Annotated in this window: 12 protein-coding genes and 1 pseudogene; 9 read left to right on the forward strand and 4 right to left on the reverse strand. The window is 44.3% G+C overall.

Features of this window, described 5'->3' with window-relative positions; genetic code table 11:
* Both BLW34_RS15760 and BLW34_RS13135 read left to right on the forward strand, forming a co-directional pair.
* Window positions 1-97 (forward strand): annotated as a pseudogene (locus BLW34_RS15760) (IS5/IS1182 family transposase); the annotation flags it as partial.
* 423 nt (window positions 98-520) lie between these two features.
* Entirely contained in the window at window positions 521-1,504 is a 984-nt protein-coding gene (locus BLW34_RS13135) for a diacylglycerol/lipid kinase family protein (protein ID WP_090542982.1), read from the forward strand.
* Window positions 1,505-1,578: 74 nt separating this feature from the next.
* On the opposite strand, the gene BLW34_RS13140 is transcribed toward BLW34_RS13135, so the two are convergent.
* Window positions 1,579-2,238, reverse strand: a complete 660-nt coding sequence (locus BLW34_RS13140; RefSeq protein WP_256203799.1) for an arginine N-succinyltransferase — start codon at window positions 2,236-2,238, stop codon at window positions 1,579-1,581.
* Between the two features lie 54 nt (window positions 2,239-2,292).
* A complete protein-coding gene (locus tag BLW34_RS13145; protein ID WP_090580452.1) occupies window positions 2,293-3,018 on the reverse strand; it encodes a glycosyltransferase in 726 nt (241 codons plus the stop codon).
* Between the two features lie 101 nt (window positions 3,019-3,119).
* On the opposite strand from BLW34_RS13145, the gene BLW34_RS13150 reads away from it, so the two are divergent.
* Window positions 3,120-3,569 carry an NUDIX hydrolase gene (locus BLW34_RS13150; RefSeq protein ID WP_090580455.1) on the forward strand — a complete coding sequence of 150 codons (450 nt, stop codon included), beginning with the start codon at window positions 3,120-3,122 and terminating at the stop codon, window positions 3,567-3,569.
* A gap of 4 nt (window positions 3,570-3,573) precedes the next feature.
* The gene (mnmA, locus tag BLW34_RS13155) at window positions 3,574-4,659 is read left to right on the forward strand and encodes a tRNA 2-thiouridine(34) synthase MnmA (protein ID WP_256203800.1); all 1,086 of its coding nucleotides are present in this window, start codon (window positions 3,574-3,576) and stop codon (window positions 4,657-4,659) included.
* Window positions 4,660-4,700: 41 nt separating this feature from the next.
* On the opposite strand, the gene BLW34_RS13160 is transcribed toward mnmA, so the two are convergent.
* Complete coding sequence (locus tag BLW34_RS13160) at window positions 4,701-5,327, reverse strand: glutathione S-transferase (protein WP_090580480.1); 627 nt, start codon at window positions 5,325-5,327, stop codon at window positions 4,701-4,703.
* A 106-nt stretch (window positions 5,328-5,433) separates the two neighbouring features.
* On the opposite strand from BLW34_RS13160, the gene purB reads away from it, so the two are divergent.
* The 5 genes from purB to BLW34_RS13185 all read left to right on the forward strand — a co-directional run bounded on the left by purB (window position 5,434) and on the right by BLW34_RS13185 (window position 12,564).
* Window positions 5,434-6,810, forward strand: coding sequence for an adenylosuccinate lyase (gene purB / locus BLW34_RS13165; protein ID WP_090580460.1), 1,377 nt, complete (start codon window positions 5,434-5,436; stop codon window positions 6,808-6,810).
* A gap of 154 nt (window positions 6,811-6,964) precedes the next feature.
* Window positions 6,965-7,552, forward strand: coding sequence for a nucleotide exchange factor GrpE (grpE, locus tag BLW34_RS13170; protein ID WP_090580462.1), 588 nt, complete (start codon window positions 6,965-6,967; stop codon window positions 7,550-7,552).
* Between the two features lie 74 nt (window positions 7,553-7,626).
* Window positions 7,627-9,567, forward strand: coding sequence for a molecular chaperone DnaK (gene dnaK / locus BLW34_RS13175; RefSeq protein ID WP_090580465.1), 1,941 nt, complete (start codon window positions 7,627-7,629; stop codon window positions 9,565-9,567).
* A 202-nt stretch (window positions 9,568-9,769) separates the two neighbouring features.
* Complete coding sequence (dnaJ, locus tag BLW34_RS13180; RefSeq protein ID WP_090580468.1) at window positions 9,770-10,885, forward strand: molecular chaperone DnaJ; 1,116 nt, start codon at window positions 9,770-9,772, stop codon at window positions 10,883-10,885.
* A gap of 323 nt (window positions 10,886-11,208) precedes the next feature.
* Window positions 11,209-12,564, forward strand: a complete 1,356-nt coding sequence (locus tag BLW34_RS13185; RefSeq protein WP_371263950.1) for a porin — start codon at window positions 11,209-11,211, stop codon at window positions 12,562-12,564.
* Window positions 12,565-12,743: 179 nt separating this feature from the next.
* Here BLW34_RS13185 and BLW34_RS13190 read toward each other — a convergent pair whose 3' ends face one another.
* Entirely contained in the window at window positions 12,744-13,157 is a 414-nt protein-coding gene (locus tag BLW34_RS13190) for a hypothetical protein (RefSeq protein ID WP_090580477.1), read from the reverse strand.
* Window positions 13,158-14,200 lie beyond the last annotated feature (1,043 nt).

A 14,200-nucleotide genomic window follows, 5' to 3' on the forward strand; every position in this document is an offset into this window, starting at 1 on the left:
ATGCCGGCGGCTGTGGAAAAATTGTGAACGCAAACTCAACACCAGCCTACAGTTCGTCCATCTTGCTTTCTTGGCATTGTTACTGCAAAGATTTTGAACAGACTCTTAGAGCCAGCGAAGGTATCTAGGGTGCGTTCCGATTTAGGTTCGATGGATGTGGGGGTGAGACCGCTACGTACCCGATCGCACGGTTTTCTGGCTACCTGGCAAGGCTAATGCGGCTGGCGCTAAAGATTCCTTGATCGCGTATCAGTACTTTTGAGCTCGCATGAAGCTTGGGTACATAATTTTGTAAAAATGGTTGTTTATATTTCCTGTGTTTCAATATCAATACATCAGCCATAGCGTCGAGATTGGATAATATCACTATCAACCCTATAAAAACTGGATCAACGCATTGTTGGTAACGCAGTATCTATCATGCGAAATAGCCAAATTATCTACCATGCCGGTTGACATACCGGTCACTTACTCATAACCACTAAAGCTTTGGGCTAATCAGATAATGATTTATTCTTCCGTGAAAACCGATCGCTCATTTCAACAAAATGGAACGCTCATTGATATTCCTTCACCCAAAAAGGTGTCAATTATTTTCAATCCTATCTCCAGCGCGGGCAATACAGAAACGCTAGCCTATGAATTTGGGAAATTCCTGACTCATCATGGCATTGATGTGGAAGCCTGCGAATCAGAGAAAAAGATGAAATCTTACAAGCGCATCGCGGCTGACATTGCTATGCGTGATCTGTTGGTGGTGGTCGGAGGCGATGGAACAGTCAGAAAACTGTTGCCTTTACTTAGTAAAACGGATACTCCCGTTTACGTGGTTCCCGGTGGAAATGAATCGCTATTTGCGCGCTCGTATGGGATGAGTGCAAATGCAGAGGACCTGCTCCAAGCGGTCGTTCACGGGAAATGTCTGGAACAGTTTTATGGTCTGATCAGCGGCAACGGGATCCAGGGAGGGAAGCCTTTTTTCATTATGGCCTCGATGGGGTTTGATTCACTGACAATCAAGCAGATTGGTAAACGAAAAGGGCCGATCAATGATTCGACTTATGTTTGGTGCGGGTTAAGCGCTCTGGTTTCGCTGCACCATCCTACCGTGACGATTTCCATTGAGGGACAGACGGTCATTGATCACAAATCAGGATATATCATTGTGGCCAACAGTCCAGCTTATGCAAGAAATTTACAGCTTGTTCCTGGCGCTAGTCCATCTGTAAATGAGCTGGTCATTGGTTTTTTACCTGGGGCGCGACGCCAACATGAATTGATCAAAACATTGAGGATGCTTCAGCATAAGCCAGCAGGGCTTCCCTTGCAGTATTTTTCAGGAAGAAACATATCGCTTACCTTACACGCACCATCCTATCCTTTGCAGGTGGATGGTGATTATTTTCGTAACCGCGATATCGAGGCGGGCAGTACAATAAAATTTAGCATCAGCCCAAAGCCGATCCGAGTACTGATTCAACCGTGTCTGTATATGGCAACGTGACGGATGATGATGCTGAACAGGGGGGAGGATATGTTGATGGAGTCAATTTTAAATGGGCCGCAAGCAAAGACCGGCTATTCCTTGAGCTTGATATTGATCTGACCGTCGGTCACTTGAATGTCTTCAACGCCTTCCGAGAAAGATTTCCAGAATCCCGGATCGACCCCAAATTCACTGACCAGATCGATATTTTTCATGCCACCCAGCCAGGCATTTGGGATGGGAATGCCCATGATGCTGACGCCTTTGAGGACGATGACCGGTTTGTCATGCTGGTAGGCCATGCCGATGCCGGCATTTAAACGGAGTGTTTTACCACCCAGTACCGGAAAATCTTCTTCAAGTGGAATGAGCAGTTTTGCACTGACGAGATTATCAGCAAGATCAATGGCCAGTTTTTGTGCGAGATCAGTATTTTTTGCGAGTAGTGCATTCAGCTCGCGTTCAGTGAAATTGATTTCGTGTGGAGCATTTTCTTCGGAGTAAGGTTCTGGTTTCAGGAATCCGTCTTTGTCGATTTCATCACTTTCTTTTTTATTCATAGGGCGCGATGAGAATTCAGGTTCATAACCGAGGGCATGCAGTTTGGCTTTGAGAGTCTCCTCTTCTTTGGTACTCAGTACTACCGGAGTAAATGACGTGGTGAAAATATAGGTTTTGAGTACCCAGTAGGTACTAGCTATGGTGATTACCATGGTGAGCAGAACGATCAGCAGTACATGGCCCCAGTGCATATGAGTCGTTCTTTTGTCGGTGTTTTCAGTAGGATTCATATTTTTGAGTAAGGATTAGCGTCGCCCGTCATACCACATCGATAACCATTTTTTGTCATGGAGCGATCGGTGGGGATGGAGAATAAGACGCACAAACTGCCCAAAGACTTCTCGTCCGCTATAGAGTTTAATTTTTCTTGCAGATGTTTCAAGTGGATGAGCTGTCAGAATCGTGAATTTGAGATGATGGGCTCGGCCCCACTTCTTGAGTTTCTGACTGAATTCAATTTCCTCGGCTGCATAGAGTTCCAGATTGAAGCCGCCTATTTCTCGGAATGCCCTGCTGTTACATACCATCAATGCACCTGCGGCCCAGCCAAATAAAACGGATAGTATTGTCCAAAGCTTTAATATTGCGCTTGCCCACCAAGGCAGGCCAGGCATTAGCAAGGTGCCGCCAGCACCGACATGCTTGCCTTCCTTGATTAACCGGAAGATATCGGCTAATAATCCTGCGCTCAGTAAACAATCTGCATCCAGAAATATCAGCCATTCTCCCGTGGCAGCCGTAGCTCCTGCGCTGCGAGCACGGGCAATATGGTTGATGGGTTCAAAAATGACGCGCGCACCTGCCTGTTTTGCCAGATGAGCCGTGTTGTCGGTAGAATTGTTATCGACCACGATGATTTCATGGGTGAAATCAACATCCCGGTTGGCGGCGATTGCTTCGGTCACGGACTGTAAACATCGCCCGATCAAACGTTCTTCGTTGTAAGCTGGGATAATGAGCGAAATATGCATGAAAAATAGATTCTTGTCGATATAAGTGGATGTTCAGACCAGCTTGATGATATCAAGTTTTAACAATACGTTTTTTTATTAAATTAATTCGCATAAAAGTTATGATTTGGAAACCCAATGTTACGGTTGCAGCCATTATCGAGCAAGATGGCAAATATCTCCTAGTGGAGGAAGATCAGCAGGATCTGGGCGTGCAACTCAATCAGCCTGCCGGCCATCTGGAACCTAATGAATCCATTATTCAGGCGAGCATCCGGGAAGTTCTGGAAGAAACGGCTTATACCTTTATTCCCCAATGGCTGGTGGGTATATATCACTGGCATTCTCCGGCTAGTGATACGACTTTTCTGCGTTTCGCGCTGTCCGGTATTGTGACCGGCTTTGATCCGGATCGGACGCTAGATGACGGAATTTTGCGTGCCGCCTGGTTTGATCTGCATGAGATTCGTGGACGAAGAGCCTGCCATCGCAGCCCGCTCGTCATGCAATGCATCGAGGATTATTTGGTCGGAAAACGCTATCCTCTGGAAATTCTTACACATTACGATTGAGACCATGAAAAAACAGCGTGTCATAGTGGGGATGTCCGGTGGGGTAGATTCCTCTGTTGCCGCCTTATTATTGAAAGAACAGGGTTACGAGGTCATCGGTTTATTCATGAAGAACTGGGAGGACGATGATACCGATGAATACTGTTCTTCCCGCCAAGATTTCATTGATGCGGTATCAGTAGCTGATGTGATCGATATTCCACTTGAAGTCATCAATTTCTCGGCTGAGTATAAAGAACGCGTGTTCAATTTGTTTCTTGCCGAATATAAGGCCGGGCGAACACCTAATCCGGATGTATTATGCAATGCCGAAATCAAGTTTAAGGCTTTTCTCGATCATGCGATCACCCTCGGTGCAGATTTTATAGCCACGGGTCACTATGCGCAGGTACGTCGAGTCAATGATTCATATCAGTTATTAAAAGGCGAGGATGGCAACAAGGATCAGAGTTATTTTCTCTATCGTTTAAACCAGCAACAACTGGCAAAAGCGCTCTTTCCCATCGGCCATCTCTACAAGTATGAGGTGCGTCAAATCGCACTTGCACACAAACTACCGAATTTTTCCAAAAAGGACAGCACCGGTATCTGTTTCATTGGAGAGCGTCCCTTCCGCGAATTTCTCAATCGGTATTTACCCCATGAACCTGGAGAAATCCAGACGCCGGAAGGGAAGGTGGTCGGCAAACATATCGGTCTGATGTATTACACCATTGGACAACGGCAGGGGTTAGGTATTGGCGGAACCAAAGATGGCAATGAACAGCCGTGGTTTGTTGCAGGCAAGGATATCGCAAAAAATATGCTGATCGTGGTGCAGGGGCATGACCATCCGGCATTGCTCCGTTCCACATTATCAGCTACCGATCTATCCTGGATCAGTGGCAAGGCACCCCATTGCAACTGGGTGTATGCAGCCAAAACCCGTTATCGCCAAACTGATGCGCCTTGTGCTATTGCACATGTAGATCAAGGGAACTGCCAGATTGACTTTGCCCAGCCGCAATGGGCAGTGACACCGGGGCAGTCGGTTGTGGTCTATGAAAGTAAGGTGTGTCTCGGTGGGGGGGTGATTACTGGCAGCAAATGATCTGAGAGTTTGTTTTCACAATCCCTGTGTTCTGACGGTATTCAACGGGCGTAATCTCTTGGTGCCGTACTGATGAAGGATTCACGTTGTTCCAGTTTGTCAATCAGCTTTGTGAGATTGGGATAAGATTTGCGCCACTCAATCTGTGGGAAGCGAAAGGCTAAATAGCCCGTTGCGCAGCCTAGGGCGACATCAGCCAGCGTTATAGTTTTACCCTCGCACCAATCATTGCCGCCTAATTCCATTGCAGCGGCGGCCAAACCCAGATCAATTTTCTTGTGTTGGCGGGCTATCCATTCCGGGCTTTGCTGGGTATCAGGGCGTTTGCGTTCCAGAAAGATAGTTGCGGTTGCATCACAAATACCGTCTGCGAGTGCTTCCCAACGCTTTACTCGCCAACGCGCGGATCCAGATTCAGGAATAAGGCGAGAAGCTTGAATAGCACCTTCCAAATCATCTAAATATTCTGCAATCACACGTGAATCAAACAGGGTTTTGCCATCATTCATGATCAGGACAGGTACTTTACCCAGCGGATTGTGATTGGCAACATGGGTATCGGTATTCCAGGGAATATCTACATCAAACTCATGTCTGATGTTTTTTTCAGCCAGAATAATACGGATTTTGCGTACATATGGGCAGGTCAATGATCCGATAAGCTTCATGATGCTACCTTTGGCAATGCTTGAAGCGCTGATTATACGTATCTGTGTCATTCATGGGTATAACGAGCTATGATAAAATAACAATAAAAACAAGGACACAGAAAAAATGAGTTTTGCCCCTATTTACGCGCTTTCTCCTCTGGATGGTCGATATCACAATAAGGTTGCGGATTTGCGGCCCTATTTCAGTGAATTTGCATTGATTCGCTATCGGGTGCAGGTAGAAATTGAATGGCTTAAGGCATTAAGTAACGAACCGCTTATCGCTGAGGTACCTGCCTTTTCTGCTGCTACGATGGCACAACTGGATAATCTGGCAGAGAATTTTTCCATCGCTGATGCGGAGGCGGTTAAAGCGATCGAAATGCGTACCAACCACGATGTCAAAGCAGTTGAATACTGGCTGAAAGAGTCTCTGGCAGGAAATGCTGAAATTACCCGAGTAGCCGAATTCATTCATTTTGCATGCACTTCAGAGGATATCAATAATCTCTCGTATGGCATGATGCTTCAAGCCAGTCGAAATCAGGTGATGTTGCCAATGCTCAAAGAGATGATCGGCAGCCTTACGCAATTGGCACATCAACTGACGGATGTTCCCATGCTTGCACGTACGCATGGCCAACCTGCTACGCCCACGACGATGGGTAAGGAGATTGCCAATGTGGTGTATCGTCTGCAACGTGGTTATGAACAGCTGGCGAAGGTAGCCATTCTAGGCAAAATCAATGGTGCGGTGGGCAATTACAATGCGCATACGATCGCTTACCCCGATCTTGACTGGGAAAAATTCGCCCGGGATTTTGTTGAGAAACTAGATCTGGTTTTTAATCCCTACACTACCCAGATTGAACCGCACGACACCATCGCTGAACTGTTTGATGCCTATGCGCGTGTCAACACGATATTGCTCGATATGGATCGCGATATCTGGGGATATATTTCACTGGGTTATTTCAGGCAGAAAACCAAGGATGGAGAAGTGGGGTCATCCACTATGCCGCACAAGGTGAATCCAATCGATTTTGAGAACTCGGAGGGTAATCTGGGGATAGCCAATGCGCTACTTAGGCATCTGAGTGATAAGCTGCCCGTATCTCGCTGGCAGCGCGATTTAACCGATTCTACGGTGCTGCGCAACATGGGCGTGGTCCTTGGTTATACGTTGTTAGCTTATGATTCCTGCATGAGAGGGCTGAGTAAGTTAGAGATTAATTCCGCACGATTGCAGCAAGATTTACAGGATTCCTGGGAGGTACTGGCTGAACCTATTCAAACGGTCATGCGCCGTTATGGAGTAACTAATCCCTACGAGCAACTTAAAGCGCTGACGCGTGGGAAGGCGAATATTACTCAGGAAACCTTGCATCAATTCATTGCCAATCTTGCTATTCCTGAGGCTGATAAGAAGCGCCTATTGGAATTAACTCCGCAGAATTACACAGGATTAGCAACGAGCCTGGCTGCAAAAATCGGCAGCTAGTGATCACTATTTTCCATCAATACTTCAGTGTATTAGGAATAATGTTGTGGCAAATTTTCTTGTGATTAAGTGACTTTTTAATGTTTAAATGAGTTGAATGGGTTGATATTGGAATAACTATCCCAATATAACAAATCAAAAATGGGAGGTGAGTATGCAAGAATCAAATAAATCGCAATCAGATGAACAGGAGTTGATATCGGTGAGTGGTGAAATGAGTGAATTTGAAGCTTCCAAAGATAAAAGCACTAATGAGACCGAACCACAAGTTGAAATAACGCCTAGTCTTGAACAATTATTGAAAGAAGCCGAATTAAGAGCAGCTGAGCATCACGATGCTTGGCTGCGTGCTAAAGCTGAAGCTGAAAATATCCGTAAGCGTGCTCAGTCAGATATTGCTAATGCGCATAAATATGCAATTGAAAAATTTTCTACTGAATTGTTGGCAGTCATGGACAGTCTCGATGCTGCGTTGGCAGTCGAGAATGCCACACTGGAAAATTTTAAAAGTGGCGTGGAATTGACACAAAAGCAGCTGATTGCTGTTTTCGAAAAATTTAATATTAAAGTCGTCAATCCAGAGGGTGAGAAATTCGATCCTCATCAGCATCAGGCGATGTGTATGGTGGAATCAGATCTTCCTCCGAATACGGTTACGCAGGTATTGCAGCGGGGATATATGCTGCATGATCGGGTAATTCGTCCGGCGATGGTAGCGGTTTCAAAAGCCAAAGAGACTTGAAATTTCAGCAGGAATCTCCACTTCCAGATATTAGATAAATTCTTAGTTTTAACCTTTTAAAGGATCGAGCAAGTATGTCAAAAATAATCGGTATCGACTTGGGTACCACCAATTCTTGTGTAGCAGTGATGGAGAATGGTAAACCCAAGGTCATTGAAAATTCGGAAGGCGCGCGGACAACCCCTTCTATCGTAGCGTACACGGATGAGAGTGAAATCTTGGTAGGTGCTTCTGCTAAACGGCAAGCTGTGACCAATCCAAAGAATACCTTGTTTGCTGTCAAACGGCTTATTGGCCGCCGCTTTGACGAAGATATGGTGCAGAAAGATATTAAGATGGTGCCTTACAGTATTGTTCGTGCGGACAATAATGATGCCTGGGTGGAAGTGCGTGGAAGAAAAATTGCGCCTCCTGAGATTTCAGCACAAGTGTTGATAAAAATGAAGAAAACTGCTGAGGATTACCTGGGAGAGCCGGTAACGGAGGCAGTGATTACGGTGCCTGCCTACTTTAATGATTCGCAACGTCAGGCGACCAAGGATGCAGGCCGGATTGCTGGGTTGGAAGTCAAACGCATTATCAACGAGCCAACTGCTGCTGCGCTGGCTTTTGGAATGGATAAAAAAGAAGGTGATCGCAAGATTGCGGTATACGATTTGGGTGGTGGTACTTTCGATATCTCCATTATCGAAATTGCAGAAGTGGAAGGAGAACATCAATTTGAGGTGCTTGCTACCAATGGGGATACATTTCTGGGGGGGGAGGATTTTGACTCACGTGTAATCGAGTATCTGGTCGATGAATTCAAGAAAGAAAGTGGTATCGACCTGAAAAAAGACATGCTTGCGCTGCAACGTTTGAAAGACGCGGCGGAGAAAGCCAAAATTGAGCTGTCATCTAGTCAACAGACAGAAGTCAATCTACCTTATATTACGGCGGATGCTTCGGGGCCGAAGCATCTCGCCGTAAAGATTACCCGTGCCAAATTGGAAAGCCTGGTTGAAGAGTTAATTGAACGGACGATTGAACCATGTCGCATAGCGATCAAAGATGCAGGCTTAGCCTTTTCCGATATTAATGATGTCATTCTGGTGGGTGGGCAAACCCGTATGCCCAAAGTACAGGACAAAGTCAAAGAGATTTTCGGCAAGGAACCGCGCAAAGACGTCAACCCCGATGAAGCTGTTGCAATCGGAGCGGCTATTCAGGGTGGCGTCTTGAAAGGCGATGTCAAAGATGTATTGTTATTGGATGTGACGCCCTTGTCGCTGGGCATTGAGACCTTGGGTGGTGTCATGACTAAGCTGATCCAAAAGAATACGACTATCCCGACCAAAGCGCAGCAGGTGTTTTCAACGGCGGATGATAATCAGACCGCAGTGACTATCCATGTGTTGCAAGGTGAACGGGAAGTGGCGTCCGGTAATAAAAGCTTGGGGCAATTTAACCTGACAGATATTCCGTCTGCACCCCGTGGCATGCCGCAGATTGAGGTAACTTTTGATATTGATGCAAACGGTATATTGCATGTGTCAGCTAAAGACAAAGCGACCGGTAAGGAAAATAAGATCAAGATCCAGGCAAGCTCAGGTTTGGCGGAAGATGAAATTCAACGCATGGTCAAGGATGCTGAAGCCCATGCTGAAGAAGATAAGAAAGCGCTGGAGCTTGTCAATAGCCGCAATCAATGTGATGCCATGATTCACTCAATCAGAAAATCATTGGCAGAATATGGCGATAAACTGGCGGCAGATGAAAAAGCAAAAATCGAAGCTGCGCTGAAAGATGCGGAAGAGGCCCTTAAATCGAATGACAAGGATACGATTGAGGCAAAAACCCAGGCACTGACCGAAGCTTCCCAAAAACTGGCAGAAAAGATTTATTCACAGGAGCAGGCGCAATCAGCGCAATCAGCGCAATCGAGCGCTGAATCAGCTTCCTCTAAGAAAGAGGAGAAGACAGTAGAAGGTGAAGTGGTCGACGCTGAATTTGAAGAAGTGAAAAACAAGAAATAATTTTTTCTAGTTCGTTGTATGGGTGCCAAGGCGCAGAGATGCAAGGATATAAAAAGGATTCCTTGCCTGCTCTGCGTTTTGGTGTTTATCAGAATATTTTAATTTTTAAATCAGAACTAAATCTGGATTCCAATAAATGTAGCAAAATGATCATCCAATTAATTTTGCTGCTTTGATTATTTCCTGATAGTCGGAAACTTTTATGAGCAAACGCGATTACTATGAAGTTCTTGGTGTCAGCAGAGATGCTGACGAAAGTGAGATTAAAAAAGCTTATCGTAAGCTAGCCATGAAATATCATCCAGACCGGAATGCTGGCGATGCCAAGGCTGAGGAGCGTTTTAAAGAAGTCAAAGAAGCCTATGAGATACTGTCTGATTCCAGTAAACGGCCGGCATATGATCAGTATGGTCATGCGGGAGTAGATGCCAGTGCAGCGGGAGCGGGAGCGCATGGGTTTGGTGATGCATTCAGCGATATTTTCAGTGATATTTTTGGTATGCGTGGTGGTGGCGGAGGGCGATCCAATGTTCATCGCGGCGCTGATTTACGTTATAACCTGGAAGTTACCTTGGAGCAAGCCGCTCGCGGTGCTGAAACCAAGATTCGGATTCCTACCATGGTGGTTTGTGATACTTGTCATGGTGATGGCGCCAAGCCCGGGACTTCACCTAAAACCTGTACGACGTGCGATGGACATGGCCAGGTCAGAATGCAGCAAGGCTTTTTCTCCATTCAGCAAACATGTCCTAAATGCCATGGTAGTGGCAGAATCATTGCTACCCCGTGCTCATCGTGTCATGGAGCGGGCAGAATTAAGCAGCATAAGACCCTGAATGTTAAAATTCCAGTCGGTGTTGATGAAGGTGATCGCATTCGGATATCTGGTGAAGGCGAAGCAGGAATCAATGGTGGTCCGCCAGGGGATCTGTATGTTGTGATCCATTTATCCAGTCACTCCGTGTTCCAGCGAGATGGCAATAATTTGCACTGTGAGATACCTATCAGCTTTACGACAGCAGCACTGGGTGGGGAAATTGAGGTTCCTACACTAGAAGGCCACGCAAAAATCAAGATTTCTTCGGAAACTCAGACTGGAAAGATCTTCCGATTGCGAGGCAAGGGAATAAAAGGTGTGCGCAGCCATGCCGCGGGCGATCTCTTATGTCATGTGGTGGTGGAGACACCCGTCAATCTGACATCACGACAGAAGGAATTACTGCAAGAACTGGAGGAGATTAGCCAAAAGGATAATTCTCGCCATAGTCCCCGGGCAAAATCATGGATGGAAAAAGCGCGTGAATTTTTTTCAGAATGAAACGAGTATATCGATCATCCTGATTTTTTGTGTTTTGCGTGCCTTATTTCATCATTAATTGGCGATGGATTGGGTAGTCTCTGGTTTATTAAGAGATAATTGACTATGTCATAGACAATTTGAATATCTTGCGAGGGATACTGAAATCGAGTGCGTAAGATGCAATGAGAGATGTTTCTTTATATGATTGCTTGCGCTAAATAACTGTTTCCATAATATCCTATTCCAATGAGTTACTTCGCTTGCAGTATTAAAGTGAGCAACTCTCAATTATTAGAAGTGGCATAGCTTTTTATCCTTGATTTTGCGGAGTAGCTACAAAATTGGAATATATGCAGAAATACCCGAGATGGCTATTATTTGCTGTAACGGTCAGTATATTTTTTATTGCTTCGCATTCTGATAATCTTCAAGCTAATAATTTAATAAATTATTTTAGGAATAGCAGGGTAGAGTTTGGTGGTTGGATTAATGGTGGCGCAACTTTTAATCCCAGTCAGACTAATGGATATAATGGCCCTGTCATTTTTACTGATCAAGCCAATCAGTTTCAGCTCAATCAATTTAACCTGTTTATGCGGCGTTCAGTGGTATCAATGGGCGATGCGTGGGACTTTGGTGGTCGCGTCGACTTCATGTTTGGAACGGACGCTATTTTTACTCAAGCTTTCGGTGTGCCAGCTTTTGATGTGAATACTGGAGAACCCTTGGATAGAAGTAATTGGGATATCAATTTGTGTTGCTCTTCGACACGCACCTACGGTATTGCACTTCCGCAAACTTACTTAGAAGCATATGCACCTATTGGAAATGGACTCAATGTCAAAATTGGCCATTTCTATTCCCCAACCGGCTTTGAGACAGTTCCCGCGCCTGAAAACTTTTTTTATTCGCGAACTTATACTTTAAATGTTGGTGAGCCCTTTACACATACTGGTGTGCAAACAAACTACACAATCAATAACAACTGGGCAGTTTCCGGAAGTGTTATTACTGGTAGTGCTAATGGAGGCTGGGATGGAGGGTGGGATAAGCAGTTAGGTAACTGGGGCGGCATTGCCGGCATTACCTGGACCAGCGATGATCATGCAACTTCACTCAATGTTACAGGCACTTATAGTAAGACTTCCACGCGGAGTAACGAACCATGGGGGATGTATAATATCGTGCTGCAACATAGAATCACGCCTAAAACTCTTTTAGTTCTTCATCATGTTCATGGCTATGCAGGTGGAGTTTTATTGAATAATCTTAAGTATGCTAATGTAACAAAGAATGCCGAATGGATAAGTTTCATTACACACTTGTACCATGATCTTACGGACAATTTGTCCGTAGGTATTCGGGGTGAATGGTTTCGTGACAGGGATGGTTTTCGTAATCCATCACCTTCCCGGATAGCAGCTGCTACCAATATTGTTAATGGGGCAGCAGTCAGTTTTGCAGGCGATATTAACAGTGTAACCATTACACCTGCTGATTATTATTCAGTCACTGTTGGAATGAACTGGAAGGCGGCTAAAGCTCTGAAGCTTAAATGGGAGCCAATAAGGAAACTTAATATTCGCCCTAACATACGCTATGATAGGATCGATGCTTATAAGGCAGCTGCTTATAGGCCTTTTGCTGGTAACAAGGATCAGATCCTGTTCTCACTTGATTTTTTACTACCCTTTTGACGACTATTTCCTTCTGATTGAGGATATATCCATTAGGGAAATAGGGTATTTTAGAAGTATTCTAGTATTTGATTCTTAAAGCTATGAAGCAAGCCATGATACCGATCAGCTGTTGGTATCAGGCTCATGTTACTTTTTGAAGTTTTTTGGCAGCTTTAATGGGTTTGCTGCCTTTTCTTTTACTGAGCCGGAATTGTGCTTGTCTGCGTCAGGTCCGTATAATGATGCTCTTTCTGCTCTTCCGCCATTTTGCGATGAATAGACGCTTCTTTTAAATTCTCTTTTAATGAATTCTTATAATAGCGAATGTTGGCAGATGTATGAGATTTAAGATCTTGACCCTTCCTTCCATAATAATAGCTGTGATCTTCATACTCCTGGAGCAGCTTCTTCTGCTCTTTTAATTTCGCTTGCATCTCTTTAGCTATATTTTCATAATGTTGTGCTAGAGCATCATGATTGCTGTGGTCTACGGCAATCCGATGAGTATTATGAATTTCGTTATTTCGAACGCTTCCGACAGGATTCATTTGCGCGCAAGCGGACAAAAAGCTAAGCATTAGTCCAGCTAATAAAAGGGATCTTGCTTTCATAATGATGCCTCCATTAAATAACTCGAGTTTCACTCCTTTCTGCCTTTAAAAATTATTGTTTAGTTGGCTTATTAAGAATAACCATATTATGAATACGTTCTCTTTGGGAAACATATTCATATTAAATTTGCTATTTAAGCGTGATGCACTATCTTGTCATCTAGAATCAGTTATAACAAGACTACCAATAATAAGGTTATTATTTTTAATATATTAACCCTATTTCCTTCATTTGATTCCGGTTAACTTAACTCTTGATACTAATAATATCTACTAAATATATAAAAAATAAGTACCAATAGATGAACTGTATTGTTGATAATATGGATACAATAAAATGATATAAGATTTATATTAAATTGAATATATGACAAAGTATGAGCGATAATAGAGCAATGCTAGAAAAGCTTATTGGGCTTACCTCTGAGGTATCTTCAAGAAATATCATCAGAAAACATACTTTATTGGGTAAAATCAGGACACAAATAAGATTAAGCGGATCTGAGAATTTGTGAATAAATCTGCTGCACGTCCCAATAGCTGCGCTGAGTATATGTGGCCTCACCGAAACTCACTATCGGGCTGAATAGGCTATGTCTATAAGAAACCGAGACTGAATCAGATTAAAGGCCGAAGCTGAGAAACTCCGCGCTTTTGTGGAATGCTATGAGGAACTCAAGGTAAGCAAAGCACCGGAAGGCTCCAACTAAATTACCTCCGGGTGTGCCTGAGGTAATGTAGTTTCCTTTTGTGCTATTCCGATCATCGGAATAGCACACTGTCTATGCGAATGAAGTTTGGTACTCCATCGGTTAGAATATACGACGTTGCCCCAGAGGTACGCTCGTTGGACGTATTTTCATCCAATATTACTGTTTGTAGCTTTGCTTCATCCATGTCAATCACCTTACCCCGCATAATGACCAACTCAAAATCTACTTGCTCAGACTCTCAAGAAACACAATATATCCACATGATTAGTTGAATGATTTTTTAAGTTGATTGAGGAGCGGGAACGAGTTGCATACCAAGTTTTTCAGCGC

Origin of the sequence: Nitrosomonas sp. Nm58 (assembly GCF_900107335.1) — a bacterium.
Taxonomy (GTDB): Bacteria; Pseudomonadota; Gammaproteobacteria; order Burkholderiales; family Nitrosomonadaceae; genus Nitrosomonas.

Bases quoted from the DNA above. Each gene is read 5' to 3' on its own strand.
- dnaK (WP_090580465.1), top strand. From the start codon at position 7,627: ATGTCAAAAATAATCGGTATCGACTTGGGTACCACCAATTCTTGTGTA.
- BLW34_RS13150 (WP_090580455.1), top strand. From the start codon at position 3,120: ATGATTTGGAAACCCAATGTTACGGTTGCAGCCATTATCGAGCAAGAT.
- BLW34_RS13140 (WP_256203799.1), bottom strand. From the start codon at position 2,238: ATGCACTGGGGCCATGTACTGCTGATCGTTCTGCTCACCATGGTAATC.
- mnmA (WP_256203800.1), top strand. From the start codon at position 3,574: ATGAAAAAACAGCGTGTCATAGTGGGGATGTCCGGTGGGGTAGATTCC.
- BLW34_RS13190 (WP_090580477.1), bottom strand. From the start codon at position 13,157: ATGAAAGCAAGATCCCTTTTATTAGCTGGACTAATGCTTAGCTTTTTG.
- grpE (WP_090580462.1), top strand. From the start codon at position 6,965: ATGCAAGAATCAAATAAATCGCAATCAGATGAACAGGAGTTGATATCG.
- purB (WP_090580460.1), top strand. From the start codon at position 5,434: ATGAGTTTTGCCCCTATTTACGCGCTTTCTCCTCTGGATGGTCGATAT.
- BLW34_RS13145 (WP_090580452.1), bottom strand. From the start codon at position 3,018: ATGCATATTTCGCTCATTATCCCAGCTTACAACGAAGAACGTTTGATC.
- BLW34_RS13160 (WP_090580480.1), bottom strand. From the start codon at position 5,327: ATGAAGCTTATCGGATCATTGACCTGCCCATATGTACGCAAAATCCGT.
- dnaJ (WP_090580468.1), top strand. From the start codon at position 9,770: ATGAGCAAACGCGATTACTATGAAGTTCTTGGTGTCAGCAGAGATGCT.